This window comes from Alicyclobacillus sendaiensis NBRC 100866, from assembly GCF_001552675.1.
Taxonomy (GTDB): domain Bacteria; phylum Bacillota; class Bacilli; order Alicyclobacillales; family Alicyclobacillaceae; genus Alicyclobacillus; species Alicyclobacillus sendaiensis.
The window spans coordinates 80,949-107,795 of the sequence record NZ_BCRQ01000001.1 but is presented as its reverse complement, the minus strand read 5'-3'; the positions used below and the strand labels follow the sequence as shown (position 1 = coordinate 107,795).

Genomic DNA, 26,847 nt, shown 5'->3' with positions numbered 1-26,847 from the left:
CGTATGCTTGGCATTCGCCGCAGAGCGTGCTATACTACAGCAACAAGCTCCTGTGATGTTCGTGGGGCAGTTTTGGTTTTCATCCACGCAGGACCTACGGGAATCCGTGTCCGTCTGCGGATGCCATGCCTCGGCGTTGTGGACGGTTGAAACCGGCGGTAGGATACCCACCTTGGAGATGGGGATGCAAAACCGATTGCCCCACGGCAGAACGGGGTTACATACCAAGCCGCTTGTCGACGCGGACATCGCTCGGCGGGCGGCTTTTTCATGTCTGCCCGCGCTCAAGCCGCTCGCCGCCCTCTTGTGCACATCGTTGGCAATAGCCGTAAATCTCGAGCCGGTGGTCGGCAATGTGAAAGTTCGGCACCTGTTGCCGGATTCGGTCGATGGGGCACTCCTCAATGGGAATGGAGGCTCCACATCGCAGGCACACGAGATGGTGGTGATGTCCGCGCGCGCATTGGAGGCGGTAGCGCGCCCTGTCGTCCGCAAACTCCATCGGCTCAATGACGTTCTGCTCCACGAGGATCCCGAGCGTCCGGTAGATGGTGTCGAAACTCACGGACGGGTAGATCTGGCTGACGTGATCGTACACCTCTTTCGCCGAAAAATACCGATCTCGGTTCTCCACGAAGAGATCCACCACCGCACGCCGCTTGCCGGTAAATTTATAGCCTGCCTCTTTCAAAGCCTGAAGAATCGAGGCCGTGGTCTCGTGCACCGGATGCAACTCCCTTCTTTCGCCCCTATCATAAATCGAAATCAATCCGATTTACAAACCGCGCACAACCTGATATACTCCTCTCGGCAACCCAAATCGGAATCGTTCTGATTTGAGAGGGTGGAGAGAGAACATGAAGCGCCCATGGTGGAACACAGCCGCTGCCGCGCTGTCCACCGCGCTCATCGTGACGGGCTGCGGCATCGCCAAGCCCGCGTCGAACAGCGGTGTGCCTGCAGCGCCACAGGCGAACATCCGCGCGGTTGGCGCAGAGAGCGAATACGCGGATCTCATTCGCCAGATTGGCGGGCCGTACGTGTCTGTGACGGCTATCATGTCCAACCCCGCGGTGGATCCGCACGAGTACGAGGCCAACCCGAAGGACGCCATCGCGGTGGCCGAAGCCAACCTCGTTGTGCAAAACGGGCTCGGTTACGATGAGTTTATGAACAAGCTCGAACAGGCGTCTCCGAACCCCAAACGTCTCGTGATTGACGCCGGAGAAGCGCTCGGCTATCAGGCCGACACGGCGAACCCTCATATTTGGTATCAGTTGAATACCATGCCCCGGCTCGCGAAGATCGTCGCGGCCGATTTGGGGAAACTGGATCCCAGCCACGCGGCCTACTTCCAGGCCCGCGCGCGCGCCTTCATTCAATCGCTCAAACCGTGGGACGAGGCGGTGGCCCGCCTCAAAGCGGCTTACCACGGCCGCGGCGCGGCGGTCACCGAGCCGGTGTCGGACTACCTGCTTCAGGAAGCTGGACTCGCCATCAAGACCCCGTGGGCGTTCCAAGCCGCCATCATGAACGGGACAGACCCGTCGCCGCAGGACGTGGCGCTGCAGACGCAGCTCTTCACCCACCACGAGGTGAGCGTCTTCTGCTACAACAAGCAGGTGGTAACCAACGTCACCAAGACGTTTCTCCACCTGGCCGAGCGCGAACATATTCCGACCGTGGCCGTGTACGAGACGGAGCCAACAGGGCTTACGTATCAACGGTGGATGCTTGAAGAGACCAACGCCATCTACAACGCCCTCGCGCACGGCACGTCGCTGGAGGCGATCTCGTGAATCCTGCCATCTCCTTCCGCGATCTCACCGTATCGTACGGCTCCCGCACCGTGTTTGCGCACCTGACGGGTGAGATTCGCGCCGGACAGTTCGTCGGCGTGCTGGGGCCAAACGGGGCCGGGAAATCGACGCTGCTCAAGGCCATCGCGGGCCTCGTCCGGCCCGTTGCAGGCGCGGTCGAGATCGACGGGAAGCCCGTCAGGCGGCGCAACAAGGCCATCGGCTACGTGCCCCAGTCGGTGCAGCTGGACGAGGACGTTCCGCTCACGGGGCGCGATCTCGTCGGACTGGGCCTGGACGGCCATCGCCTGGGCTTCCCCCTTCCGACCAAGGAGCGCCGCGAGGCGATTGACGCGGCGCTCGCACAGGTGAACGCGCTCCACCTGGCGGATCGGCGCATCGGCAGGCTGTCGGGCGGCGAGCGCCAACGGCTGCTGATTGCGCAGGCTGTGGTGTCGAAGCCCCGCGTCCTGCTGCTCGACGAGCCGCTGAACAACCTCGATCTCGCCTCCACCCACCAGGTGGTGGAACTCGTGAAGCGGCTCGCGCACGAGGGCCAGATGGCCGTGCTGCTCGTGGCGCACGACGTGAATCCGCTCATCGGCCGCGCCGACGAGATCCTGTATCTGGCCAACGGAAGGATGGCCAAGGGCGCCTTGGACGACGTGCTGCGCCCCGAGGTGCTGTCCGGCCTCTACGGGTACCCCGTGGAGGTGCTGCGCGCAGGAGGCCGCATCATCGTGGCCGCCGGCGCGATGGACGGTCACGCACACGCCGTCTCGTCGGCCAGCCCAGAGGCGAGCGTGATGCTGCCATGACACTCGGTTGGATCGGCGAAGCGCTCGCGAGCGCGCCCGTCGAGCACGCGCTCATCGCCGGCACCGAAATTGCCTTCCTCTCCGGTCTGGTTGGCGCGTTCGTCATGCTTCGCGGCCAGTCCTTTGCGGGCCACGTGTTGACGGACGTCGGCACCACCGGCGGGGCCGGCGCGTACCTCGTGGGCATGAACGGTTGGTTTGGATTTCTGTCATTTGGCGTCCTGGCGTCTGTCGGGATGGAGCTCGCGGGCGGCCGGACGCGCGGCGAACGCGATCTCGCGACAGGCGTGGTGCTGTCCCTCGCGCTCGGCTTCGGCGCCCTGTTCCTGTACCTCGACGCGCAGCTCGCGCACGCCAACGCATCCATGGCGGTGCTCTTCGGCTCGCTGTTCACGCTCGATCCCGCCCTCGTGCCGTGGATCTCGCTGACGGCGGCCGCCTGCGTGGTGGCGATGCTCCTCATCTGGCGCCCGCTCGCCCTCGCGTCCGTCAACCCGGACCTGGCCCGCGTGCGGGGCGTGCCGGTGCGCGCCATCTCCATCGCGTTCATGGTGGTGCTCGCGGTCGCCGTGGAGACGGACGCCCTCGTGGCCGGATCGCTCCTCGCCACGGCGCTCATCGTGGGGCCAGCGGCGACCGCTGCGCGATTCACCACGAGCCCGCTTCGGGCCGGGCTCGTGGGCGGCCTGCTTGGCGCCCTGCTGGTGGCCGCGAGCGTGCTCTTGTCGTACGACAGCTACACCTGGCTGCCCCAGCACACGAGCTGGCCGGTGAGCTTCTTCGTGGCCGCGTTCACCTTCTTCGCGTACGCGATCGCGGCGGCCACGCATCGGGTGGCGTTTCAGCGCAGAGCGGAGGTCGAGCTGCCATGAACCCGTTCGTGATGTTTGCCTTCCCGTTTGCCCGCCACGCGTTTCTGGCGGCGAGCTTCGTGGCCGTCGCAGCGGGCTGGATTGGCTTCTACGTCGTGCTGCGGGGCACCGCGTTTGCGGCGCACGCGCTCCCGAAAATCGGCTTCGCCGGCGCCAGCGGTGCCCTGCTTTTCGGCGTGAATTCGCTTTTTGGCGTGAGCCTCTATTCGGCCATCGCCGCGCTCGGCATCGGTGCGCTGGCAGAACGGGATCGGCGCGATGTGGCGACGGCCTTGGTGCTCGCCTTGGGACTCGGCACGGGCGCCCTGTTTCTCAGCCTCGGCAACCTGTACGCGGCGGATGCCATGTCGCTCCTGTTTGGCCAGGTGCTCGGCGTGAGCTCGTCCGGCGTGGTGGAGACGGCGTGTGTGTCGGCCGCTGCCATCGCACTGGTCGTGGCTTTTCACCGCGTGCTCCTCTTCACCACCGTCGCTCGGGAAGCCGCCCTCGTGCGCGGCGCGTCCAACCGAACGGCCGATTGGGCGCTACTCGCGAGCTTGGGCCTAGCGACGAGCGCCATGATGCCCGTGGTTGGCGCGCTCCTGTCCTTCAGCCTGCTCGTCGGCCCGGCGCTCGCCGCGCGCCATCTCGCCCACAGGCCCTGGCAAGCGATTGTGCAGAGCATCGCGCTGTCGCTTGTCATCACGTGGCTGTCGCTCTTTTTGTCGTTTGCCCTGGGATGGCCAGTTGGGTTCTTCGTCGCTTGCCTGTCCGCGCTCGCGTACGCGGCTGCGCGCGCCATCTCTCGCGCGCTCGGACGCAAAACCCAGGCTGGCGCCGCTTGAGTGGGTGATGGCCGTTTTTCGACATCTGCTTCACCTTCGATCCCGAGAGCGCTTACACGATTTGCCACTCACGCAAGGCGTCTGATAGCATGGTTCTCGTCATAAGGGTTCGTTCTCGGCGAGGGGGGGAAGAGGATGGACGAACAAGAGCGGCTTCGCCCAAAGACGTGCAAGGAGTCGCGCGCGACGAAGATCCTGCGGGTCTTCCCGGGCGATCTCAACGACCACCACACGATGTTCGGCGGCAAACTGATGGCCTACATTGACGATGTGGCCTCCATCTCGGCGGAGCGTCACGCTCGAGCGCAGACCGTCACGGCGTCGACCGACAGCGTCGACTTCCTGTTGCCCATCACCGAAGGACATTCGGTTTGCCTCACGTCGTACGTGACGTCAACGGGCCGCACGTCGATGGAGGTCTTCGTCAAGGTCGTGATTGAACACCTTCGAACCGGAGAGCGGAAAATCGCGGCGACGGCGTTTCTGACGTTTGTGGCGCTGGGGCCGGACGGTAAACCCATTCCGGTGCCGCCCGTCATTCCCGAGACGCAGGAGGAAAAGGCGCTGTACGAGAGCGCACCGGCGCGCGCCGAGGCTCGCCGGAAACACCGCGAGCAGAGCCGGTTGTTGGCCGCGCACCTGAAGCCGGATCGCCTCTGGGAAATGGTTTGAACGGAGCCGCCCGCGCGGGGCGGCTTTTTTTGTGCGTGGCGACAAGCCTGTGGCTTCAGCGCTCGATGGCGACGCGCTGCCTCGTGCGCGCGGATCGGAGGCAAGCGTCGATCACGCTCATGTTCTTGATGGCGTCCTCGGGCGGAAAGCGAAGTGGCTTATCTTCCAGGATGGCACGGCCGAGATCGTCCACTTCGAGCGCATAGGGGTCGAGCGGATCAAACGTCTCCACGCGATCCCCCTCGGGCGACACGACGCGCAGGGTCACCGGCTCGCCGACAAAGGCGTGCTCCAAGATGAGGCGGCCGTCTGCGCCCACCACCTCGACCTCGTTGCGCTCCGCCGCCCACATGCCGCAGTCGAAGGTGAGCGAGACGCCGCCTTCGAACTCGACGAGGCCCGCGAGGTACATGTCGACGCCGTCGTGCTGGTCCGAGAAAAACGCGTGCGCCGTGGCCGCGACCGGCTCCTCCCCCACGATGAGCCTCGCGGCGGAAATGGGATAGCAGCCGACGTCGTAGAGCGATCCGCCTCCCCAATCGCGGCGGTAGCGGATGTTGCCCATGTCGTGCGCGTTGTTGAACGTAAACGAGCCACGAATTCCGCGCACGGCCCCGATGGCCCCGGAACGGACGAGATGGATCACGCGGTCGTAGCGCGGGTGGTGGCGATACATGAACGCCTCGACGAGATGTACGCCCCGCGCCCGGCATGCGTCAACCATTTCCTGCGCCTCGCGGGCGTCAAGCGCGATGGGCTTTTCGCACAACACGTGCTTGCCCGCCTCAGCCGCGCGCATCGTCCAGGGCTTGTGCAGGTGATTCGGCAGCGGGATGTACACCGCGTCCACGTCGGGGTCCCGGAGGAGATCCTCGTAGCTCCCGCACGCGCGTGGCGCCCCGAACCGGCGCGCCACCTCCTCGGCTTTGGCGCCATCGCGGCTCGCGACGGCGTAAAGCTCCCCTGTCTCGGACGAAAGAATCCCAGGAATCACCTTGCGGATAGCGATATCCGCGCATCCGAGAATGCCAAAGCGGACTTTCCTCATCCGAACACCCCTTCAACCGTCAATCGGCTTCGCCTCCTCTCCATTCTGCCATACCGCGGTGCATGTCGGCGTGATCAGATCTCCGTTGTCGAACAAGGCTGGCGCGATCGGATCTCGCATGTCGAACAAAGGCGGCGAGATCGGATCTTTTTCGACGATTTCGCAGCAGCTCGTGGCGCGAGAGCGCCTTCGTTTGCGGCGCCGCTCCCCGCGCGAGCATAATGAGGACGAGGTGATCCTTCGTGCATCCAGGCCTTCGCGCGACCCTCGCCACGCTCGCCGTCTCGGCAGCGCTCGCGGGGTGTGGGACGGCGCCCGCCACGCCTGCGCCGCCCCATTCGACATCACAAAACGACCAACTTCCCGAGGGCGCGTCCCCCGGCGCGCTCGTGGCGTGCGGATCGACGGAAGTGGCCGAATACGCGGGTGGAAAGTGGGTGTACTTCCCGGCGTCGTCCATTCTGAGCGCGCCGTCGACCCTGTTCGAATCGGTGGACGTGTCGCCGACCGGGGAGGTGGCGGCGGTGACGAGCGGATCGCCCGACGCGTCCACACCCGGCATGTCCTCGGCCAACATGCTGTGGACGTACCACAAGGGCTGGCATCTGGTGTCCATCCGCAACGACACGGACGTTCAATTGCACACCTTCGGACCGGATGGAACGCTGTACGTCGTACCGGACGACGGCACTCTGCCGGGAATTTGGAAACAGACGCCGGGAGGATGGAAGCAGGTCCCTGGCAGCGCGCAGCTCGGTTACATTGCCTCACTCGCCTGGTCGCCGAAAGGCGTGCTCACGGTGGTGTCGGTGCCGGAGAACGGCGCGACGACCGTTTGGCAGTTCAAAGGCGGCCGCTTTGTCGCCGTGACCAGCGCGCACGAGCCGTTCGCCGCGGATTCCCTGACCGTCGGCTTCGCCCCACACGGCGATCTCGCCGTCGGCACGAGCGCGCACGGCGTGTGGATCCGCGAAGGGGGCCGCTTTGTCCAACCGGGCGGCGTGCCGTGCCCCGTCACCGACGTGGGCCAATTCGGCTGGTCCCCTGAGGGCGTGCTCACGGTGAGCGGCAGGGCCGGATCGCAAAACGGCCTGTGGCAGTTTCAAGGCGGACGGTGGCAGCAGGTGCAGGGGGCGGGCCCGAACATCGGTGCGGATAAGATTTACCAGTTCGGCTGGTCTCCGCGAGGCGTGCTGACCGTGAGCGACGCCTCCCGCTGCCAGATCTTCGAGCTCATCGGCGGGCGCTGGACGCCCGTGTGGACCAAGACCCACGCGACCAACCGGAACGCCACGCCGCCAAAATTCGCGTGGTCGCCCCAAGGCGCGCTGGTGACCAACGGCGGCGATCTCGGCGGACTTTGGGAACTGACCTCTGGGGGCGATTGGGTGCCGATTGGCGGCAAATCCTCCCCGTTCGCCGGCGAGGTGGGCGTGAGTTTCACCTTTGCGCCCACGCGGTTTGTTGGCGCGTGAGCAGAGGATTTCGCGGGCCGGGCGGCGAATTGATGCAGCGTTTCAATTGAGTCCAAAGGATGATGACGCATTTTGCAGCCTGTTCCGCAAACGTACATCCCGACGCTCGTGATCCTCTCCTACGTCGTGGCGTCGCTCGCTGCCTACGCCTCGCTCGATCTCGGCCGCCGCGTGCTCGAGACCCGGGCGAATCGCCAGCTCGTCTGGGTGGTGCTCGGCGGCGTCGCCATGGGCATTGGGATTTGGTCCATGCACTTCGTGGCGATGCTCGCGCTGATGCTTCCTGCACAGATGACGTACAACTGGGCCGTCGTCGGCCTGTCGCTGCTCTTCGCCATGGCCGGCCCAGGCGCCGCGCTGTACGTGGTGGCGAGATCCGCCTCGCAGGCGAAGCTCGCCTATGGAGCCCTCTTCATGGGCGCTGGCATCGTGTTCATGCACTACACGGGCATGACCGCCATGAAGGTCGAGGGCGGCGGCTTCTATTATCGCGCGGGACCATTTGTCCTGTCCGTGATCATTGCGGTCGTCGCCTCCTATGTGGCGCTCTGGCTCTCGTTCCGGCTGGCCACGGCGCGAGGATGGCTGGCGCAGATGGCCAAGGTCGTGTGCGCGCTCGTCATGGGCATCGCCATCGCCGGCATGCATTACACGGGCATGTGGGCCACCGTGTTCGTGCTGCCGGCCCGGCGGCTCACGGCCCCCATGGCGTACAGCGGCCCGCTCGCGCTGGTCGTCGCGGTGTTCAGCGTGTTCGTCCTGCTCGCCGCCATCGCCACCGTGATGCTCGACCGGCGGATGCAGGCGGACCGGCGCCGCCTCCGGCTCGCGGACGAGCGGTTTCGCTCCCTGTACACGCATCACTCGGACGCCATCTTCACGCTCGACGCGCGCGGGACCATCGTCGACCAGAATCCCCGCGCGAAGGAGCTCGTGCCCGAGGACCAATTGCGCAAATCCGCCCGGGCGTTCGCGCGCATGATCGATCGGCGGGATCGGCCGAGGGTGTTTGCCGATTACCGGCGAGCGCTGGCCGGCAGCACCACGAACGGCGAGTTCGTGTTGCAAGCGGACGGCAGAGCTCTTTTCATGAGCGCCACGCACATCCCCATCGTGCTGGACGACGAGATCGAGGGCGTGTTTCTGGTGGCGCGCGACGTGACCGCGGAAAAGGCGGCGGCCGAGCGCATGAACTACCTCGCGTTCCACGACACCCTGACGCAGCTCGCCAACCGGCGCCACTTCGAAGCGCGCGTCGACGAATTCATTCGCACCGCCCGCCCGGACGACGAAATGCAGATTTTGTTCGTCGATCTCGACCGGTTCAAATCCGTCAACGACACTCTGGGACACGAGTTCGGAGACAAGCTGCTTCAGGAGATTGCCCGCATTCTGAAGGAGATTGCCGGCGAGGACGCGCTCGTGGCGCGCATGGGGGGCGACGAGTTCACCATCACGCTCTTCCGCCAACCGATGGAGCGCGCTGTCGCGGTCGCGGACGCCATCCTGCACCGCCTGCGCAAACCCGTTCGCGTGGAGGATCGCCCCCTGTACATGACGGCGAGTGTCGGCATCGCGAGCTTCCCGCGCCATGGCATCACGCGCGACATGTTGCTGCGCCATGCCGATCTCGCCATGTACACGGCGAAAGCCGAAGGCCGTAGCACGTACCGCTTGTTCGAGGAGCGGGCGGCCGCCAGTGCGAAGAGCCTGCTGGAGCTCGAACAGGAGCTGCGGACGGCGGTTGAGCGCGGCGAGTTCGAGATTCACTACCAGCCGAAGATCGACATGCGCCGAAAGTCGGTCGTCGGCGTGGAGGCTCTGCTTCGCTGGCGCCGCGCCACCGGCGAGTGCGTGCCACCGTCTGAATTCATTCCCATCGCCGAAGAGACGGGCCTCATCGTACCCATCGGGGAGTGGTGCCTCAGGACCGCGTGTCGCCAAGCCAAGGCGTGGCTCGACGCCGGGCGGCCGCTGCGCGTGGCGGTCAACCTGTCGCCGTATCAGGTGCTGACCGAAGGCTTCCTCGACGTGGTGCGGGACGTCCTCGCTGAAACCGGCCTGCCGCCGGAATACCTCGAAATCGAGGTCACCGAGAGCGCCATGATGGACGCCGAGCGCGCCGAACGATTTCTGGCCGGCTGCCAGGCACTCGGCATCGAGGTGTCGCTCGACGACTTTGGCACGGGCTACAGCTCGTTGAGCCGCCTGACCCACCTCCCGCTCAATGTGGTCAAGATCGATTGCGCCTTCACGCAGCGCGCGGTGGACGGCGGGCGGGCGCGAGCGCTCGTGGCGAGCATCGTGGACATCGCGCACAACCTCGGCATGCGGTGCGTCGCGGAAGGCGTGGAGACGAAAGAACAGCTGTCCGTCATCGAGTCCCTCGGGTGCGACGAGGCGCAGGGGTTCTACTTCGCCCGCCCCGTCCCGCCGTCGGATCTCGAGGCACTGTCCATCACGACGGGATGAGAGGTGGAAGGATATGGGGAGTCCGTTTCGGGTCGGAATCGTCGGCTGCGGACAGATGGCCAACACGTGGGTGACATGTCTCCAACGGGAACCGGACGTGGAGATTGTGGCGCTGGCCGACCTTGATCTGGCGCGAGCGCGGGAGATGGCTGTGAGACACGGGCTGGAGGTGCCCCTCTTCGCGACCGTCGAGGACCTGCTCGACGAAACCCGTCCGAATCTCGTCGTCGATACCGCCATTCCCGAGGCCCGGCGCGAGATCTGCGTGGCTGCGCTCGAGCGGGGCTGCGACGTGATGGCCGAGAAGCCATTCGCACCCACCCGAACGGACGCGGAAGCCATTCTCGACGCCGTGGCGCGATCCGGCAGGCGCTACCTCGTGATGCAGAACCGCCGATATGAACCGCACCTTCGCGCCATTCGGAGGGCCATCGAGCAGGGGCTCATCGGCCGCGTGGAACAGGTCCACGCGGACTTCTTCATCGGCGCTCACTTCGGCGGGTTCCGAGAGCACATGGAACACCCGCTGATCTTGGACATGGCCATCCACACGTTTGACCAGGCGCGGTTCCTGCTGGGCGGCGCCAGAGCGGAGACCGCCCTGTGCCTGGCCTACAACCCGGCGAGCTCCTGGTACCATGGGTACGCGAGCGCCGTCTGCGCGTTCGAGATGGAGGATGGGGCCGTGTTCAGCTATCGCGGCAGTTGGTCCGCGGAGGGATTCCGGACCTCGTGGGAGTCGACGTGGCGCATCGTGGGAAGCCAAGGCACCGTCGTATGGGACGGATCGACCGGTCCTGAAGCGGACGTGGTGGTGGAGGAAGCGGACGGGTTTCTGCGCTCGTCAAGGCGCGTGCGCATCGATGTGGAGCCGATGGATGAACAGGGTCACGCCGCGTGCTTGCGCGAGATGCTCGAAGCCCTGAGGACTGGGCGACCGGCGGAGACCGAATCGACAGACAACGTCGAAAGCGCTCGCATGATGTACGCGGCCATCGAAAGCGCGGCCATCCGAGCCGCCGTGCGCGTCGCCGACGGCAGCCCGGTTGCGCCGCGCTCCTGATGCATCAGAGTCGGACCGGTTCGCTCGCCGCCACCTGGCCGCGGCGGCGCAGGCGGACGGGCGCGGTCTCGCGGATGAAGAACGCCATGATGCCGCTTACAAACGCCCCCGCCGCCGCAATCCACATCGGCGCCGGAAGCCCGAAGTGATCGGCGGCCACGCCCGCGACGGTGGGCATCACGGCGCCGCCAATCAGCTCGCCAACCATCTGCACCAACCCCACCGCGGTGCCGACGTACTTCGGCGAAAGCGACTCGCCCGGGATGACCACCATGAACAGCGGGAAGCACGCCTGCCCTGCGCAGGTCAAAAACCCGAGCACGCACATCAGCGCGACCGAACCGTGCACGAAGATGAGCACGAGCGGCGACAGCACCGCGATGAAGGAGAACAACACCAGCGTCGGCCGGCGCCCCCACTTGTCGGAGATGTACGGGCCCATGAACCCCCAGAAGAATGTCCCCAGGCCCATCGCCGCAGAGATGACGCCCATCTGCTCGCCCGTGTAATGGTCATACTCGACGAGGAACGTCGGCGCGAACGAGGTAAAGGCGAACAGCCAGGTCATCATGAGGATGGCGATGAGCAGCGTGAACCAGATGTTCCAGGTCCGGAAGACCACCGGAAAATCTTCCTTGCGCAGGCGGTGTTCGCTCTTCGCGAGCTCCTCTTTCGACATGCGCTTGTTCGGGTCCTTCATGAAGAAGAGGAGCACGAAGAACATGATGAGTCCCGGAATTCCCGCGACGTAAAAGCCGACGTGCCAGGAGTACTTCGTGGCCGCCCAGGTGAGAATAAGCGGGCCAAACGTCGACCCAATCAGGCCGAGCGCGCTCTGGACAAAGCCCATGTTGAACCCGCGCCTCGCCTCCGAGGAGTCGGCCATCACGGCGGCCTGAGCGATGGGTAGCACCGGTCCTTCGGACACGCCCATCAGGGCGCGAATGCCGAGCATCTGCCCGAAATTCTTCGCTACACCTGTCAGAAAGGACAGCAGCGAAAAGGCCAAGGTGATAGGGACGAGCACGTTCTTGCGCGATCCCAAAAAGTCTGAAATGGTGCCGAAGAAGAAGCCGGAGAGCGCCCAACAAATGGCGAGCACGGACACGATCATGCCGAGCTGAGCGTCGTTCAGCTTGAGATCCGGCGCCACATAGGGAAACAGGTACACCACGCTCAGGCGCTCCATGAAGACGAAGCCGAACGTGAAGAACATCATGAGGACGACGCCATTCTCATACCGCCAGAACGGCTTCTGAGGTCCCTGATCCATGTGCGGAGGTCACCCTTTCCGTGAAATGTTGTCGACATCTTCGCATAACAAACTCGCCTACACTTTATTGCAACCGGTTTCACACGCGCTGCGCCCCTTTTCTCCCCCTCTCCACCTGTTGAACCGCCTCGCTGCCTTCGAACGTACCGGACCCCTGCACCGGGATCAACGCGCATATTCCTACATGCGGAACGCTCCTCCTTTTATTGTCTGACAATGTGATCATACAATATATCATGACATTTTAGATGTCAATCTTGCATTCCTTTCGGAGCAAAAGAAAAACCCGCTTGGACATGACGTCCACAGGCGGGTTCTCTTCGAGGAGCGATGCTTGTCTGGCTCAACGCCACATCCGCCAATCCTTCCACGCCATCCGGGCGAACAGGATGGCCGCAGCAACGGCCGACACGCTGCCAACGCACACGGCCAGCACCAGCAAGACGCCCCACGGGTAAGCGGCCTGCCCCTCCGGGACTCCCGCGCCCGCGTACGCGGCGAGCACGTATTGCTCCGCAAACGTCCACACCGAGATGACGGAAATCAGAAAGAGTGCGACGCATCCCGCGGCGAACCACTTGGCGCGCATCGACCTCCACCTCCTACCAAGGAGACGAGATCGCGCGGGATCATGTTTCAACGCGTCGAACGCCGCCCGGGAGGGAGGCCCACGAAAAGGACGACCCTTCCGCGGCTTGTCCCTACCGCCTTTCCCACCTCAAAGGAGCGCCAATTTCGTGAGTCCCGCCGCGATGAGCCCGGACATCGGAATCGTGACCAGCCACGCGACGAGGATGCGCCCGGCGACGTTCCAGTGCACGCCGCGCGCCCGCTTCGCCGCGCCCGAGCCCATGATGGCGGACGAGATGACATGCGTCGAGCTCACCGGCAGCTTGAACAGCGTGAACCCAAAGATGATGATGGAGCTCGTCAAGTCGGAGGCAAACCCGTTGATGGGCTCAATTTTGATGATTTTCGATCCGACGGTCTTGATGATCCGCCAGCCGCCGGAGGCCGTGCCGAGGCCCATGGCGACGGCGCAGAGCGTCTTGACCCACAGAGGGACGTGCATCGTGTGCTGGTATCCCCCAGCAATGAGGGCAAACGTGATGACCCCCATGGTCTTCTGCGAATCGTTCGTGCCGTGCATAAACGCCTGCGCGGCCGCCGAGAAGCACTGCAGCACGCGGAACACGCGGTTGACCCGGTGCGGCGATCGCCACCCGAACGCGCCGCGAAAAGCCCCCATGATGGCGAAGCCCAGCGCGAAGGCGCAGATGGGCGACGTGATCAGCGCCTCGATGATCGAGGTGAATCCGGCCAGGTTCACCGCGTGAAAACCGGCCGCGCCGATCACGGCTCCCGTCAGCCCGCCGATGAGGGCGTGGGATGAAGAACTCGGAATGCCAAAATACCATGTGAACAAATTCCAGAAGATCGCGGCCACGAGTGCACACAGGACGACGATGGTCCCGTGCGGGATCTTCAGGGGATCCGCAATCTTGCCCCCGATGGTCTTGGCCACGCCAGTGAAGGTCATGGCGCCCATCAGGTTCATCGCGCCCGCGAGCAACACCGCCGCGCGGGGCGACAGAGCCCGCGTCGAGACGCTCGTCGCGATGGCATTTGCGGTGTCATGGAATCCGTTGGTGAAATCGAACACCAGTCCCAGAATCACAATGAGCACAATGACAACCAGCATGCGGACGCACCTCAGGCGTTTTTCAGGATCACGGACTCGAGCACGTCCGCCACATCTTCGCAGCGATCCGTCACGCTCTCCAGAATCTCGTAGATCTCCTTGAGCTTGATGAGTTCAATGGCGTCCTTGCTCTCCGCGAACAGAGACCGAAGCGCGGCGTGCAAAAGCTGGTCCCCGTGCTTCTCCAGGACGTTCAACTCCTTGACGTGTTCGCGAATCTGAAGCAGCTTGCGCTCGTTCAGCTTGTGAATCGCTTCCTGAATCTCCTTGGCACTGCGATGAATGTCCTTGGCAAACTCGATCATCGTCGGCGTGGATCCCGTCACGTCATACAGCGTGAAGCGCACGCTGCAGGCGTGGATGCCGTCGATGATGTCGTCGAGCGTCGTGGCGAGCATGACGTAGTCCTCGCGCTCGAGCGGCGTGATATACGTGTTGTTGAGGAGCGAGATGAGTTTGGAAATCAGTTCATCGCCCTTGTCCTCATACGTCTTCATGCGGCTGGCAAGAGCGCCGAAATCGCCCCCCTGCTCCAGCTCCCGCTGGAACGTCTCCGTCGCCTGTGCGATGTTCTCTGCGATCTCGACCAGAAACGCAAACAGCTGATCACTGCGCTTCGACACGGCTCATCCCCCATTGAATCGAATCGTTAAGAAACTACATGATTCGCGTAAAGATGTCGTGAGTGTTTTGTTAAGTTTCCGTAAAACCTCGTCCAAGTTCGACAACATTCGAGACTTGGACACATTCGAGCCCAAACGCACGCGGGATGGTCCTTGGTGCAGTGTGCCCAATTGCAGCCGATATAGGCCGACGCATCGCGCAGGTCATGGGCGAAAAGGCGTTTGATGGGCTCGCCGCGGGGTCAGAGAGCCGCCGCAGAGCGGTCGCATGATTTCCGCAGGTTGAGGAACGTTAACCGCGAGGTGGTCTGACGATGTCTCGATGTCATCGAGCGTTTGGGGTTCGCCGCGAGGAAAACCGTTGGGGATGGCCCGTGATCGGCGGGATCAGCGTCGGCCTCGGTGCGACACTCCTGTGCATCCCACAGAGTCGCGACGCGCTGTTCAACGCCATCGAGCGGCTGTTCACGCGGACACAGAATGGTGGTGCCGAGCAGCGGCCGTCCGCAAGCCGAAGCCCGTACGGTCCCTGAAGACGTCTGGGCCGCGCACCGCACTGGCGCGGCCTCATCGACCTGCCGGCGCGCGAGACGTGACGCGAGCGCGGGGCCCTGCGAAGAAGTCGTGCAGAACGAGCGCCGCGGACCCGATGGCGCACGCGTCCCGCCCGAGCTGAGAAGCCTGCACCACAACCTTCGCATAAGGGCTCACGAGGCACCGCGACACGATGGCCTGCTGCATCGCGTCCGTCACCATGCGCCCGCCCTCAGCCAGGCGATTGCCGAGGATGATCATGGCCGGGTTCAGCCCGTTCACCAGATTCACCGCGCCCGCGCCGAGGTACCGCCCGACCGTCTGAAACGCCTGGAGCGCAGCCGGATCGGACGCTCGAAACCGGGCGAGCACCTCGTCAAAGTCCAGCTCCTCGCCGGTCAGTTTGGCGTAGACGGCGACGAGCGCCCGCTCCGACGCGTACAGCTCCCAACACCCCACATTGCCGCAGGGACACGTTTCGCCGTGTACATCGATGCTCATGTGACCAAATTCCCCGGCAACGCCGTCGGCGCCGCGGATGAGCTCGTCCCCGACGACAATTCCGGTCCCGATGCCCGTCCCCGCGCTGATGTACACCAGGCTCGACACGTGCGTCGCCGCCCCGTACAGCTTCTCGCCCAGCGCGCCCGCGTTGGCCTCGTTGTCGACGAGCACGGGCTTCCCGAACCAACTCTCCATCATGGCCTTGAGCGGGATGTTCTCCCACTTGAGATGCGGTGCGCGCAGGACCACGCCGCGCGCGAAGTCCACAAGGCCTGGCACGCCGACGCCGATGCCGATGACCCCGTAGCGACTTTCCGGAGCCTCGGCCAGCGCGCGCGCAATCGAGCCCCGAAGCCGCTCGAGCACCTCCTCGGCACCCAGGTTTTTCGGCAGCGGCTCCTCGCGCACGCTGAGCGCGCGAGCAGCAAAGTCGGTGATGGCGACGCGCACGTACTCCACGCCGAGCTCGACGCCAAGCACACTGCCCGCGCTGGCATTGAACAACAGCATGATGGGCCGCCGCCCCACGCGCGATCTCCCCTGCCCTACCTCCAGCACCAAGCCATCCCGAATGAGCTCTTCCGTGAGCGCGGACACCGTCGCTTTGTTCAAGCCCGTCTCGCTCGAAATCTGGCTGCGCGAAATCGGGCTGTGAAACCGAATGCGGTTTAAGACAATCGACTTGTTGATTTCCTTCATCAACGCCTGATCTGCCGTTTTCTCCAAGACGAGTCTCCCCTGCGTGATGATGGATGGCGTCCATGAACCTCGGTTTCATTGTACCTTATTTGACTGCCCGCAAGCGCAAAGGGGGGCGCCCCGCGTTCGCCCGCGGAGCGCCCCTCTTCTCACGTCCTTACATCCGCTCGACGTCCACTCCGCTCCGGTACACCTTCTCGCGCTCGATCTCCGTCACGGCGCCATCCACCCGCACCGTCCCGCGCAGGCGAATGTCCTCGGACGACGCGCCCACCATGAACTCGATCTCGCCCGGCTCCACAACATACCGCATCTCCCGGTTATAAAAGCCAAACTGGTGCGCGGACACCCGGAACCGCACCCGCGCCTTCTCTCCCGGCGCAAGCCCCACCCGCGCGAAGCCGCAGAGCACCTTGACCGGCCGCGTCACGTCCGCCGCCACGTCGCGCCCGTACAGCTGCACCACCTCTTCGCCCGCTCGCGGCCCGACGTTCTCAATCACGCACGACACCTCGACCTCGTCGTGCACGCCCATGACGCTCGGCGACAGCGCCAGATCCCGGTACGCGAACTCCGTGTAGGACAGGCCGTGCCCGAACGGATACAGCGGCAGATTGCTCTCGTCGACATACGCGCCCTTCCAGTGTGACCGCCCGCCCGACGGCTTGTGCCCGTAGTAAATCGGCACCTGCCCCACGCTGCGCGGGATTGTGATGGGCAACTTGCCGGACGGATTGACGTCCCCAAACAGCACGCCAGTCACCGCCTCCGCGCCCTCCTCGCCCGGCAGCCACGCCGCAAGCACGGCGTTCGCCCGCTCCGCGATGTCCGGGATGGCGAGCGGCCGGCCGCTCACGAGCACCACCACCGTCTTCGTGCCCGTCGCGAGCACGCGCCGCACGAGTTCCTCCTGCCGCCCGATGAGCGAAAGCGACGCCCTGTCGCGCGATTCGCCCGTCGTGCACGCGTCCGTGAGCCCGGCGCGATCGCCCACCACCACCACCGCCACGTCCGCCTTCGCCGCAAGCGCCACCGCCTCGTCGAGCTCCGCGTCGTCTCCGCCGAGGATGTCGCATCCCTTCGCGTAGACGACCTGCGCCTGCGATCCGACCCGTTGGCGAATGGCCTCGAGGATGGTCCGCATCGGGATGAACTCGTCCACGTGTTTCACGCCGCTCGGAAGGGGCGTCTGAAACACGTTGTCCTCCGACTGTTCGAGCAGCGACTCGATGTGGCACGGATAGGCGTAATCTCCCACCAAGTTGCGCGTCGTGTGCGCGTTCGGGCCGATCACGGCGATGGTGCCCGCCGCTGCGAGCGGGAGCAGCCCGTCGTTTTTGAGCAGCACCATCGACTTCTCCGCCGCCTCCCGCGCCACCTGGCGCTGCGCCGCGTTGTCGAAGACGGCGATGGCCGCGCCCTCATCGACAAACGGGTGATCGAAGAGGCCGAGCCGGAACTTCCAGGTGAGCACCCGGCGCACGAGTTCGTCGATCTCGGCCGGACTCACGAGCCCTCGCGCCACGGCCTCGATGAGCGGCTTGCCGTACACGTCGCGCGTCGGCAGCTCCACGTCCACGCCAGCCCGCACCGCGAGCGCCGCGGCCTCCGCCTTGTCCCGCGCCACCTGGTGGTATTCGAACAGCTGATTCACGGCGAAGTAGTCCGACACCACGAGCCCTTCGAACCCCCAGCGGCCGCGCAGGGTCTCGCGCAACAGCCCCGGATTGTCGTGGCAGGGCACGCCGTCGAGCTCGTGGTAGCCCGGCATGATGGCGCCTAGCCCCGCCTCGCGCACGGCTGCCTCGAACGGGAAGAGATACACCTCGCGCAGCTCCCGCTCCGGGATGTGCGCCGGCGCCCAGTTCATGCCGCCCTCGGACGCCCCGTAGCCCACGAAGTGCTTGCCGGTTGCCATCACGCCCTGGCTCAGATCATCTCCCTGCAGCCCACGGACGTAGGCGATGCCCATCTGCGCCACGAGGTACGGATCTTCGCCGAACGTCTCCTCCACGCGGCCCCAGCGCGGATCTCGGGCCACGTCGAGGAGCGGCGCGAGCGCCTGGCGCGCCCCTACGGCCCGCATCTGGTCGCGGATGATGGCCCCGATGCGGCGGGCGAGATCGACGTCCCAGGTGCTCGCGATGCCGATGGTCTGCGGGAAGCAGGTGGCGCCTTTGGCCATGTAGCCACTGCACGACTCCTCGTGGATGAGCGCGGGGATGCCGAGGCGCGTGTGATCGCGCAGGTAGCGCTGAATCTGGTTGGCGAGGCGGGCCACATCGGGCGGGTCGAGATTCGTAGCGCCGCCAATGCGGGTCACTTGCCCGATGCCCTGCCCGAGCAGGGCGGCGGCCTTCTCAGCGGAGAACTCGAGGTCATCCAGGACTTCGAACGCCCAGATGGACGTCAGTTGGGCGACCTTTTCTTCCAGCGTCATATCGGCCAAGAGCGCGTCGACGCGCGCTTCAACAGACTGTGCGGGATCAAGATAGATGGGTGTCACGGGAAGCCTCCTCTGCTCGTCAGGCGCCGAAGCGTCTGCTGAATTCAAACGCTTTCATCGATTCGCTTGTCTTTAGCACCAAATTACTAAAACGATTTGGTTGGCGCAATAGGATTTTTCAGCCGATCCCGCCCGCCCAATGAACTCTTTCTGCCCCACGCCAGTCCATGGGTGCGGTGCGATGGAAAGGAGTGATCGCGTGATTCACGCGGCGCTGTTGAACCCGTTTGACGTGCACATCTACCACCTCATCAACGGCCTGGCGGGCAAAAGCAAGCTGCTCGACGACGTCATGATTTTCTTCGCGAAGGATGCGCTGGAGCTCTACGCGGCGCTGTTCATCGCGTACTGGTTTGCCCTTCCGAAGGACGACCTCAGAAGCCGGAATCAACTGGCGGTCGCCGGGCTTTCCGGCGTGCTCGCGCTCGTGTTGAACGTCGTCATCTCCCACTTCGTCTGGTTTCGGCCGCGTCCGTTCGTGGTGTTCCCGAAGGGCACGTACACCCAGCTCATTCCACATCCCGCGGATGCTTCGTTCCCGAGCGATCACAGCGCCGGATCGTGGGGATTCGCAGGTGGATCGTGGGGGCGCACGCCGAGATGGATTTGGCTGCCCTTCACAATCATCGCGGTGCTCGTGATGATCGCCCGCGTGTTTGTCGGCGTGCACTACCCCACCGACGTGATGGGCGGCATGGCCGTAGGCCTGGTGGCGAGTGCCGTGGTGCGGCCGCTCGCGCCGCGCATCATGCCGCTCGCGCGGCTCGTGGCCAAACCGTTTGGCTACGGCAAGGAGGCGCAGGAAGCGCAGCGCACTCGCCGCACGTCGCGCGGGTGAGGCGAGCACGCCCGCACAAGGAGGACGTCCGGCGCGCGGCACGTCGCGCGATGCCCGCAGCGCGCGTTTTTGCATCCGCCAACGGAAAGAGCCCTTCCGCCTGGGTGCGCGAAGGGCTCTTTTCTTTCGTGCGCTTGGGTCAGGTCGGGGCCCGCTCGGCCTTTCTGCGATGGCGCCACCGCCACAGCCACTCGGCGGTGACGCCGACGCCGGCGAGCCACAGCACCAGAAACAGAATCTGACCGATGATGGGGATGCTCGAAAACGCGACGATGAAGCTCACGCCGCAAAGCGCCGCCTTCCACACTTCTCGCGCGCGCTCCCGTCCGACAATCATCCTGCCAATCCAGACCGATACGACGGCCAGGCCCACGAGAGCGCCAAGCGCGTAGAGCGCCAGGCACAGCGCGGCCACGGGAATGCCGACGAGCGTCGCGGCGAAGAGCCCCGCCAAGGCCAATACGGCGAGCGTGACAAACACGCCGCTCAGGCCGGCTCGGCGCGCCGACTTCTCGAGCTCCGCGAGAGGCACCTCGATGCTCTCGCGCAGCGCAGCCGCAATGACGGTCAACAGCGCGGTCAGGACAATTCCGGCGGCAAACAGGCCCATCCAGGCGACGAGCGCGCCGAGTCCCGCGACAATGGCGCCGCTCCAAAACGGATTGCCGAGCGTCGCGTGAAGCAGTTTGTGCACGGTGGCGCCGGGCAGCGTGCGGACGTCGCCGCCGAGATCGATGACCGTATCCACCCGCGCGCTGGGCAGAAGATCCACGTTGCCGTTGACGACGAGGACGTGATCAGCCGTGCCGGCGATGGTCAGATCGTGGCCGACGACAATGATGTCACCGACGGATTGGCCGGGCAACACCTCGGTGGTGCTCGTTCGGATGAGCCCCTGATTCGAGACGACGGACGCCTGCGCGACGGCAGGCGAAGCGATGAGCAACGTGAGGCCGCCGATGGCCGCGGCCAGGCCTCGCTTCACCCGCGTCATCGCCAGACAACCTCGCTTCTGGTCCAATGAAGCGCCCGGCGCAGAAACGTGAGCGACAGCACGAGGATGACGAGGCACAGCGCGCCCAACACCACGAGCCACTCGGCGTGCACGGACCAAGGCAGCGCGAACAGCGCGCGGATTATGGCGAGCGCAAAGTGGAACAGGATGGCCGCCAGCGATGCGGCGGGCAGGCTCACAGCGGCGAGCACGAGCGCCACCCCAACAGCCAGGCTCGCGAAGTACACGTAGGCGAGGCGACGGGACTGCACCTCTTGGCGCGACAGGCCGAGGGCATTCAGGACGCGCATCGGCATGTCGGCCGGTGCCGCGAGCGTTCTCGCCCACGACGCGAGCGCGTGATCGTCGGCCCGCAGGGCATCGACGAGGCGCTGGCAACGGGCGCAGACCTCGAGATGCGCCTCCACGCAGTCCCTGTCGTCTTTCGCGAGCTCGCCGTCCAGGTACGCGGACAACATGGGCTCCACGAACTCACACGATTGCATCAGCTATCACCCCTCTCGCCGCTCAGATGCATGCGCAACTGCATGCGCGCGTGGTGCAGGCGGGATCGCACGGTGCCGATGGGGATGTCGAGCACTTCAGCGATCTCGTCGTACTCCAGCCCGTGGAACGCCCGCAGGACGATCACGGTCCGGTGCTCGGGACTGAGCTTCGCCAATGCGCGCTCGAGATCGATCCGCAGCGAGGCGGCGTCCTCGCCGCCAGCGACGGAACCGTGGATCTCCTCCGTGGGATCTTGCGCGCGGCGCGCTTTGGCCTGCACCATGTCGAGCGAGATGCGGACCGCGATGCGCGCGAGCCACGTCGGAAACGTGCGGTCCTCGCGAAGCCGTCCGAGCGAGCGAAACGCGCGGATGAACGCTTCCTGCGTCGCATCTTCGGCGTCCGCGGCGTTCTGCAGAATGCCATAGGCTGTTCGATATACAAAGGACTGATAATTGCGCACGATGGTTTCAATCGCCTGCGGATCACCGTGCCGCGCTCGGCGTATCAGTTCGAGGTCCGCTTGTTCCAAACGGGCATCACCTCCGTCGGCGAGCGTCGGTCCGCCCCCAAGCCAGGCGCGCCATGGACAGAGCCGCAGCGATCCGCACGATAGACGCCTCCCACCCCGCCGCGGTTCACCGAAAGGATGGGCCCTGCGAAAGCCGCACGCCCCTCTCGCCTCCATTGTACCCGCGTCCACGGCATACAAGAAGCTGGAAAACAAAAATCGGCCGCTCCGCGCGTGGCGGAACAGCCGATTCACTGAGCCTGCGCGTGTTCAGGCGGAGGGCTCAGCAGTTGCCTCCGGGGCAGCCGGGATCGACCGTCACGTTCTTCGTCTCGGGCTGCACGACGTAGCGCGGGACGTTGACGATGAACTGGCGATTGACCCGCACCACGGGCTGAATGATGGGCACCTCCCGGCACACGTAGCAGTCGTTGTACTCGTAGATAGGCGGACATACAATCGGCGGACACGGCTTCATCATGGCGTGTATCCTCCCTTTCGACCCTGAGTATTCGCGGGATACTACAGGATACTGGGCCGCCGGGCTTCTTGGCGCGGCGCGTGTCCCGGATGAGGCCAGCCCGCGCAAAGTTCCCTGTGTGAAACGCCTAGGACACGCCCGGGACGTCGATGGCGTGATCGGCCGTATCCTTGGGGTACCAGCGGATCCCGATGGACGGGTGGACGCCGTCGGAAGGGTAATGAACGACCATGGCGGGATCGATGGGCCGATCGCCGAGCTCCAGCACTGTCCGGCGCGGGTTGTCCGTGTAGAACGTGATCCCGCGCACCTCGTCGAGCGTCGGGGCATGGCGGCCCAAGACGGGATCGTCCACCGCTCGGATGTGGATATACGTGCGGCCGAAGGCGTGCGTCACATCGTAGCGGAGGTGATCCCGGGTGACGTTGTAGTGAAGCAGGCGGCTGGTGCGCGTCACGAGCAGCCTGCCGCTCTGCTCGTGCCGGGCGAGGCGCTCGAGCGCTGCCACGGCGTCCCTCGGCAGGACGCCGGGATACGGCGCGCCGCACAGGTGCTGCGCCACCACGGCAAACCCGCCGTCCGCCTCAAGCCGAGCCAGGTGCGCCTCGGAGAGCTGCTCGTCGAGCCCATACGGCGTCCAGTTCCAGACGACCGCCCCCCGCGGCGTGTAGCGCTCGTTCGTATAGCGCCAAAATCCCCACACCCACCGCCCATCGGCCAACCGCAGCGGAAACACCACCGATGGGCGCGAGAACACGTTGCTGGAGATGTCCGGCCACACAAACTGGATGCCATAGGGAAGGGTGAGATCCGTGTGGTAGTAGGGCGATCTCGGCAGGTCTCCCTGCTGGTACGCGTAAAACCGGCCGCGGCCGCGGGCGCCGAAGTTGTCGACGTTGGACCGGTTGCCGTGGTCCGTCCAGACGTCCACGACGTCGCCGTTCGCCCTTAGCGCGGCGACGGCTTGTGCGGCCAGTTGCCGACGAAACCGCGTGGTGTGCTGGTCGACTTGGCTGAAGTCGCCGTAGGTATGCAGGGTGTCGATCCAGCCATGCTGGATGTAGGCGTGAATGGCCTTCGCGCCGTAGGGCGACTGGCTCGTCCCGAGGAAGTACGAGAGCTCGCGCTGGAGCGGAACGCGCCCCACTTCGTCCACGATGTGGCGCTGGTCGTTTGCGGTATACACGAAAAACGAGTCCGCGTAGTCGAGCCCGAGCCCTTTGCCGATGGGCGTCGCTTCCGTCGTGTTGATGAACCGGTGCACGAGGTTGAACTTGCGCAGCGTCTGACTGTCTGCGTCCGACGAGATCGCCAGCATGGCTCGGTACGGATACGGAAACCGGCGCAGGCCATAGACCATCGGCGCGGCGGAAGTCGACTGCCACGCCACCGCCGCCGGGTGCGGACTGCGAGCCGCGCTCGGACCCTCGACCGCGCGGACCGCGCTCGGCAGCGCCGCGGCTGCCGCGCCCATGGCTGCGCCCGTGATTGCAAGCAGGCGAACCCACCTGATCAACTGCAATCACCTCCTCCTCCTCGTGTTCCCGGAGGAAGAGGGGGCTATGTGGCCCACGGCGCACAGGTTGCAGGAGAATCAGGAAATGTGACCCACCCCACTGCCACGCCCGTCGTCACGTCATCTCGGCATCTTCGGTCGAGCTGTAGGCTCGATCCGCCTCGTCCACATCGGCGGCAAACAAGCCCATGCCAAAATGGCAGTTGGCGCCGAGCGCAATGGGCCCGTACACCGGCTCGGCAAACTCCAGTCGCCAGAACGACCCCCACCGGCCGGGGATGTTCTGTCGCTTGCCGTAGCGCAGCCGACGGAATTTGTGCGCGGGCACGGGCTGTCCCGCGACGTGCGCCGCCGCGAGCGGCGTGATGGCCACGGGTTCCGGCAGGCCACGGAGCTTGAGTTCCTTGCGAATCTGCTCCACGGGCCCGAACTTGGTCCCGCCGTGCTTGGCGTGCCAAGGGTGAAGATACGGCGTGATGGACGCGAAAATGCGCGCGGGGCCTATCAGGTGATCTTCAGGCATAGGCGCCAAAGCTTCGCCAGCCCTCGGAACGCGCCACAGGTCTTCGAGCGAGACGCGCCACCTTCGCTTCGGGCCCGGCCACCAATCCGGCGTGACGAGCGTGCGGATGCGCTCGAGCGCTGCGATCACGCCCTCGGGAAACGGCTCCTGCGCGTAGATGAGGACGTGATCCAGGAGGCCGTCGTGATCGAGATCTTCCGGCAGCACAAATACGTGCTGGTGGCCCCGCCGGCTCACCGCCCCCGGCTCGTTGGGCTCGTGGCCCGTGATGATGAGCGGAGCCGGCTCCTCGCGGTCATCGTAGCGGCTCAGGATGGACTGGTGAAACACTTCTGAGATGTCCAGGGCATCCGTCACGCGCGGGCGACTCGCGGCTGCAATGGCGTAGCGAGCGGCGTTCACCTGTTCTCGAGCGACCAACAGGCGATACGAGCGCCGCGTCCGCCGCGATTCCCGCGCCGCGAATCCCTGCACGGCATAGGTCACCCGCTGCGCAGCGGGCGTCGGCACACCGTCAGCGACTTGGGTCAGGGCGTCGAACAGGTGGGCGAGTCGCCTGCCGGCAATGGTGCCTGAGGACGAGGCGTTCACCCACACGTGCGAAGGCAGCGGACACAGCCACTGCATCAAGACCCGGTGCGCCTCCTCCTCTCCCGTGTCCGTGAACGAGACCGGGCGCGCGTCCACCCGATCCGGCAAGTCGTGCAACACGTCGCAACAAAGCCAGTCCTCGGCCGACCATGCGGATGGAAATTCGGCCAGGATGCGCTCCAGGATCTCGAGTTCAGCCCGCGTGAGGGTCAGATGAGGCCAGGACACGCACAGGGCGGATGGACGCGGGACGCGCAGGACGAAACGCGGCGCGTGACCTTCCGCGCCTCGGCGGGCGATTTCGGCGCCAGGAGGGAGCGTGTAGACCGGCGGCTCAAGCGAGAGCGCTTCCACGAGGGAGTGAAGCGCGCCGAGGCTTGACGCGTGCAAGCGCATGTGGATGGCGGTGATGGCGAGCGCGCGCAAAAGGCGCCACGGCGAAGGGGGCCATTCCACGTCTGATTCCAAGGGATACTCGAGCGGCACAGGGTGCGCGCCTGCGGCAAAACGGAAGGAGATTCCAATCACAGTGCCACTTCCCCTCTCTGCATGATTCGCGCATGGGGACGGCGCGAGCGAGGAGCGAAAGCGACGCAGACCTCCCATCTCTTTCCCAATTCTCAGAAACCTTCATGGGAACGCGTGCCTCCGGCGGAGGCGAGAAGCGGAGCAATCCCGAGATAACGCTTCCTTCCTTACCGTCAATGGGGCCTGCGCTCGACGCTCCGAAGGACAGCCTGACGCACCCATCGTAGTCTTCCTAGGATTGGTCGTCAAGGTCCTCAACGGACCAACGTCGTGCAATTTTGGCCCCTGGAGTGGCAGATCCCTGGGAACGGATGCGCTTTCCTGCTGATTTTTCATTTGATATGCTATTTCATATTCGAATCCGGCATCGGCCGCCCTTTGAGGAGGATCTCATGTCTCAGCTTGTGACCCACGCATTCGACGAGGCGACCGCGCTCTCGTATGACGGCCAACGGTTTCACGGGCACGTGAAGGCCGAGTACTACAACATGGTGGGGCCGTTCGGCGGTGTGACCGCGGCCACCATGCTCAAAGCCGCCCTGTCCCATCCCGAACGCCTCGGCCATCCGCTTGCGCTGACGGTCAACTTCGCGGCGCCCGCCAAGGTGGCTCCGTTCGTCATCGAGGCCATCCCCGTCCGCACGAACCGCTCGACCCAGCATTTCATGCTGACCATGATGCAGGATGGGGAGGTCATCACCACCGCCACAGCCGTCTTCGGTATGCGGCGCGAATCGTTCGTGCACACGGAGGCTGTCATGCCCGACGTGCCAAGACCAGCCGACGTCCCGAGGTTCGTCGCACCCGCGCCGCTCCCGTGGATGCAGTGGTACCATGTTCGCCTCATCCGCGGCTCGGCGTTCGACGACGTTCAGGACGCCACCACCTACCAGTGGATGCGGGACGATCCGCCGCGCCCGCTCGATCACGCCGCGCTCGCCGCGCTCTGCGACACCTTCGTGCCGCGCGTCTATGTCAAACTGAAGCGGCCCGTGCCCATCGGGACCGTGACGTTCACGGTCTATTTTCTCGCCGACCCAGAGACCATTTTCCGCCAAGGGACAAACGAGCTGCTCGGCGTCGCCCGGGCCACCGGCTTTTCCCACGGCTACTTCGACCAAGTCGGCGAAGTGTGGTCTCAGGACGGTGAGCTCTTGGCGACCACGACGCAGCTCGTGTACATGAAGGCGCCCATCAGCGGCTCTTCATGAGCAGATCGATGGCCTCTTGGATGACGTGCTCCGCGGAGCCGTTGCCCGCCAACTCTTCGCGGATGCACTGTTCCATGTTTTCGCCGACGACATACATGATGACGCGATCGACCGCCGTGCGAATGGCCGTGAGCTGATTCACGACTTCTTTGCAGCTCTTGCCCTGTTCCATCATGCCAAGCACCCCGCGCACCTGTCCTTCGATGCGCTTCAGGCGGTTTTTCATCTGAACGTTGTATTCCATAAGAATCCCACCTTTGTCG

General features: G+C 65.0%; 26 protein-coding genes and 1 other RNA gene. 12 read left to right on the top strand and 15 right to left on the bottom strand.

The window, feature by feature from the left end; genetic code table 11:
* The first annotated feature begins 44 nt into the window (after positions 1-44).
* Positions 45-222: non-coding RNA, 6S RNA (ssrS, locus tag AS26_RS00590), on the top strand.
* Positions 223-268: 46 nt separating this feature from the next.
* Here the strand turns inward: ssrS and AS26_RS00585 are convergent.
* Positions 269-724: a Fur family transcriptional regulator gene (locus tag AS26_RS00585; RefSeq protein WP_062305267.1), complete on the bottom strand. Its 456-nt coding sequence runs from the start codon at positions 722-724 to the stop codon at positions 269-271.
* 133 nt (positions 725-857) lie between these two features.
* Between AS26_RS00585 and AS26_RS00580 the strand changes: the two genes are divergently transcribed.
* The 5 genes from AS26_RS00580 (at position 858) to AS26_RS00560 (ending at position 4,985) form a co-directional block, all read left to right on the top strand.
* Positions 858-1,799, top strand: coding sequence for a metal ABC transporter solute-binding protein, Zn/Mn family (locus AS26_RS00580; protein ID WP_062305265.1), 942 nt, complete (start codon positions 858-860; stop codon positions 1,797-1,799).
* Positions 1,796-2,617, top strand: a complete 822-nt coding sequence (locus tag AS26_RS00575; protein WP_062305263.1) for a metal ABC transporter ATP-binding protein — start codon at positions 1,796-1,798, stop codon at positions 2,615-2,617. The genes AS26_RS00580 and AS26_RS00575 overlap by 4 nt, the downstream gene beginning before the upstream one ends.
* Complete coding sequence (locus AS26_RS00570) at positions 2,614-3,489, top strand: metal ABC transporter permease (protein WP_062305262.1); 876 nt, start codon at positions 2,614-2,616, stop codon at positions 3,487-3,489. Before AS26_RS00575 ends, AS26_RS00570 begins: the two co-directional genes overlap by 4 nt.
* Positions 3,486-4,313, top strand: coding sequence for a metal ABC transporter permease (locus AS26_RS00565; protein ID WP_062305260.1), 828 nt, complete (start codon positions 3,486-3,488; stop codon positions 4,311-4,313). Before AS26_RS00570 ends, AS26_RS00565 begins: the two co-directional genes overlap by 4 nt.
* 135 nt (positions 4,314-4,448) lie before the next feature.
* Positions 4,449-4,985 (top strand): acyl-CoA thioesterase, encoded by a 537-nt coding sequence (locus tag AS26_RS00560; protein ID WP_062305258.1) that lies wholly within the window; start codon positions 4,449-4,451, stop codon positions 4,983-4,985.
* A gap of 55 nt (positions 4,986-5,040) precedes the next feature.
* Here the strand turns inward: AS26_RS00560 and AS26_RS00555 are convergent, their stop codons facing one another.
* Complete coding sequence (locus AS26_RS00555) at positions 5,041-6,033, bottom strand: Gfo/Idh/MocA family protein (RefSeq protein WP_062305256.1); 993 nt, start codon at positions 6,031-6,033, stop codon at positions 5,041-5,043.
* Positions 6,034-6,275: 242 nt separating this feature from the next.
* Here AS26_RS00555 and AS26_RS00550 point away from each other — a divergent pair, with 242 nt between their 5' ends.
* From AS26_RS00550 to AS26_RS00540, 3 genes are all read left to right on the top strand, one after another.
* Entirely contained in the window at positions 6,276-7,508 is a 1,233-nt protein-coding gene (locus AS26_RS00550; protein ID WP_062305254.1) for a WD40 repeat domain-containing protein, read from the top strand.
* A 72-nt stretch (positions 7,509-7,580) separates the two neighbouring features.
* The gene (locus tag AS26_RS00545; protein WP_062305253.1) at positions 7,581-9,980 is read left to right on the top strand and encodes a bifunctional diguanylate cyclase/phosphodiesterase; all 2,400 of its coding nucleotides are present in this window, start codon (positions 7,581-7,583) and stop codon (positions 9,978-9,980) included.
* 13 nt (positions 9,981-9,993) lie between these two features.
* Positions 9,994-11,043, top strand: a complete 1,050-nt coding sequence (locus AS26_RS00540) for a Gfo/Idh/MocA family protein (protein WP_062305251.1) — start codon at positions 9,994-9,996, stop codon at positions 11,041-11,043.
* A gap of 4 nt (positions 11,044-11,047) precedes the next feature.
* On the opposite strand, the gene AS26_RS00535 is transcribed toward AS26_RS00540, so the two are convergent.
* From AS26_RS00535 to AS26_RS00520, 4 genes are all read right to left on the bottom strand, one after another.
* Entirely contained in the window at positions 11,048-12,316 is a 1,269-nt protein-coding gene (locus AS26_RS00535; protein WP_062305250.1) for an MFS transporter, read from the bottom strand.
* Between the two features lie 343 nt (positions 12,317-12,659).
* The gene (locus AS26_RS00530; protein WP_062305248.1) at positions 12,660-12,905 is read right to left on the bottom strand and encodes a hypothetical protein; all 246 of its coding nucleotides are present in this window, start codon (positions 12,903-12,905) and stop codon (positions 12,660-12,662) included.
* Between the two features lie 129 nt (positions 12,906-13,034).
* A complete protein-coding gene (locus tag AS26_RS00525) occupies positions 13,035-14,018 on the bottom strand; it encodes an inorganic phosphate transporter (protein ID WP_062305246.1) in 984 nt (327 codons plus the stop codon).
* Positions 14,019-14,029: 11 nt separating this feature from the next.
* Positions 14,030-14,641, bottom strand: coding sequence for a DUF47 domain-containing protein (locus tag AS26_RS00520; protein WP_062305245.1), 612 nt, complete (start codon positions 14,639-14,641; stop codon positions 14,030-14,032).
* Positions 14,642-14,955: 314 nt separating this feature from the next.
* Between AS26_RS00520 and AS26_RS00515 the strand changes: the two genes are divergently transcribed.
* Positions 14,956-15,174, top strand: coding sequence for a hypothetical protein (locus AS26_RS00515; RefSeq protein WP_062305243.1), 219 nt, complete (start codon positions 14,956-14,958; stop codon positions 15,172-15,174).
* A 34-nt stretch (positions 15,175-15,208) separates the two neighbouring features.
* Here AS26_RS00515 and AS26_RS00510 read toward each other — a convergent pair whose 3' ends face one another.
* Positions 15,209-16,405, bottom strand: a complete 1,197-nt coding sequence (locus AS26_RS00510; RefSeq protein ID WP_245629528.1) for an ROK family transcriptional regulator — start codon at positions 16,403-16,405, stop codon at positions 15,209-15,211.
* A 130-nt stretch (positions 16,406-16,535) separates the two neighbouring features.
* Complete coding sequence (locus AS26_RS00505; protein ID WP_062305241.1) at positions 16,536-18,884, bottom strand: glycoside hydrolase family 3 N-terminal domain-containing protein; 2,349 nt, start codon at positions 18,882-18,884, stop codon at positions 16,536-16,538.
* Positions 18,885-19,065: 181 nt separating this feature from the next.
* Between AS26_RS00505 and AS26_RS00500 the strand changes: the two genes are divergently transcribed.
* Positions 19,066-19,722, top strand: coding sequence for an undecaprenyl-diphosphatase (locus tag AS26_RS00500; RefSeq protein WP_245629527.1), 657 nt, complete (start codon positions 19,066-19,068; stop codon positions 19,720-19,722).
* Positions 19,723-19,861: 139 nt separating this feature from the next.
* Here AS26_RS00500 and AS26_RS00495 read toward each other — a convergent pair whose 3' ends face one another.
* From AS26_RS00495 to csb2, 6 genes are all read right to left on the bottom strand, one after another.
* Positions 19,862-20,716, bottom strand: coding sequence for a DUF8173 domain-containing protein (locus AS26_RS00495; RefSeq protein ID WP_062305239.1), 855 nt, complete (start codon positions 20,714-20,716; stop codon positions 19,862-19,864).
* Positions 20,713-21,222 carry an anti-sigma factor family protein gene (locus AS26_RS00490; RefSeq protein WP_062305237.1) on the bottom strand — a complete coding sequence of 170 codons (510 nt, stop codon included), beginning with the start codon at positions 21,220-21,222 and terminating at the stop codon, positions 20,713-20,715. Before AS26_RS00490 ends, AS26_RS00495 begins: the two co-directional genes overlap by 4 nt.
* Positions 21,222-21,755, bottom strand: a complete 534-nt coding sequence (locus AS26_RS00485; RefSeq protein ID WP_062305235.1) for an RNA polymerase sigma factor — start codon at positions 21,753-21,755, stop codon at positions 21,222-21,224. Before AS26_RS00485 ends, AS26_RS00490 begins: the two co-directional genes overlap by 1 nt.
* Before the next feature lie 262 nt (positions 21,756-22,017).
* Positions 22,018-22,215 (bottom strand): hypothetical protein, encoded by a 198-nt coding sequence (locus tag AS26_RS00480; RefSeq protein WP_062305234.1) that lies wholly within the window; start codon positions 22,213-22,215, stop codon positions 22,018-22,020.
* A 127-nt stretch (positions 22,216-22,342) separates the two neighbouring features.
* Positions 22,343-23,737: a hypothetical protein gene (locus tag AS26_RS00475; protein WP_245629526.1), complete on the bottom strand. Its 1,395-nt coding sequence runs from the start codon at positions 23,735-23,737 to the stop codon at positions 22,343-22,345.
* A gap of 109 nt (positions 23,738-23,846) precedes the next feature.
* A complete protein-coding gene (gene csb2, locus AS26_RS00470) occupies positions 23,847-25,373 on the bottom strand; it encodes a type I-G CRISPR-associated protein Csb2 (RefSeq protein WP_062305233.1) in 1,527 nt (508 codons plus the stop codon).
* 392 nt (positions 25,374-25,765) lie between these two features.
* Here csb2 and AS26_RS00465 point away from each other — a divergent pair, with 392 nt between their 5' ends.
* The gene (locus AS26_RS00465; protein ID WP_062305231.1) at positions 25,766-26,584 is read left to right on the top strand and encodes an acyl-CoA thioesterase; all 819 of its coding nucleotides are present in this window, start codon (positions 25,766-25,768) and stop codon (positions 26,582-26,584) included.
* On the opposite strand, the gene AS26_RS00460 is transcribed toward AS26_RS00465, so the two are convergent.
* Positions 26,568-26,828 carry a metal-sensitive transcriptional regulator gene (locus tag AS26_RS00460; protein WP_062305230.1) on the bottom strand — a complete coding sequence of 87 codons (261 nt, stop codon included), beginning with the start codon at positions 26,826-26,828 and terminating at the stop codon, positions 26,568-26,570. The genes AS26_RS00465 and AS26_RS00460 overlap by 17 nt on opposite strands.
* Positions 26,829-26,847: the final 19 nt, after the last annotated feature.

Bases quoted from the DNA above. Each gene is read 5' to 3' on its own strand.
- AS26_RS00580 (WP_062305265.1), top strand. From the start codon at position 858: ATGAAGCGCCCATGGTGGAACACAGCCGCTGCCGCGCTGTCCACCGCG.
- AS26_RS00560 (WP_062305258.1), top strand. From the start codon at position 4,449: ATGGACGAACAAGAGCGGCTTCGCCCAAAGACGTGCAAGGAGTCGCGC.
- AS26_RS00480 (WP_062305234.1), bottom strand. From the start codon at position 22,215: ATGATGAAGCCGTGTCCGCCGATTGTATGTCCGCCTATCTACGAGTAC.
- AS26_RS00500 (WP_245629527.1), top strand. From the start codon at position 19,066: ATGGAAAGGAGTGATCGCGTGATTCACGCGGCGCTGTTGAACCCGTTT.
- AS26_RS00515 (WP_062305243.1), top strand. From the start codon at position 14,956: ATGTCTCGATGTCATCGAGCGTTTGGGGTTCGCCGCGAGGAAAACCGT.
- AS26_RS00525 (WP_062305246.1), bottom strand. From the start codon at position 14,018: ATGCTGGTTGTCATTGTGCTCATTGTGATTCTGGGACTGGTGTTCGAT.
- AS26_RS00535 (WP_062305250.1), bottom strand. From the start codon at position 12,316: ATGGATCAGGGACCTCAGAAGCCGTTCTGGCGGTATGAGAATGGCGTC.
- AS26_RS00495 (WP_062305239.1), bottom strand. From the start codon at position 20,716: ATGACGCGGGTGAAGCGAGGCCTGGCCGCGGCCATCGGCGGCCTCACG.
- AS26_RS00530 (WP_062305248.1), bottom strand. From the start codon at position 12,905: ATGCGCGCCAAGTGGTTCGCCGCGGGATGCGTCGCACTCTTTCTGATT.
- AS26_RS00540 (WP_062305251.1), top strand. From the start codon at position 9,994: ATGGGGAGTCCGTTTCGGGTCGGAATCGTCGGCTGCGGACAGATGGCC.
- AS26_RS00570 (WP_062305262.1), top strand. From the start codon at position 2,614: ATGACACTCGGTTGGATCGGCGAAGCGCTCGCGAGCGCGCCCGTCGAG.
- AS26_RS00465 (WP_062305231.1), top strand. From the start codon at position 25,766: ATGTCTCAGCTTGTGACCCACGCATTCGACGAGGCGACCGCGCTCTCG.
- AS26_RS00565 (WP_062305260.1), top strand. From the start codon at position 3,486: ATGAACCCGTTCGTGATGTTTGCCTTCCCGTTTGCCCGCCACGCGTTT.
- AS26_RS00490 (WP_062305237.1), bottom strand. From the start codon at position 21,222: ATGCAATCGTGTGAGTTCGTGGAGCCCATGTTGTCCGCGTACCTGGAC.
- AS26_RS00460 (WP_062305230.1), bottom strand. From the start codon at position 26,828: ATGGAATACAACGTTCAGATGAAAAACCGCCTGAAGCGCATCGAAGGA.
- AS26_RS00555 (WP_062305256.1), bottom strand. From the start codon at position 6,033: ATGAGGAAAGTCCGCTTTGGCATTCTCGGATGCGCGGATATCGCTATC.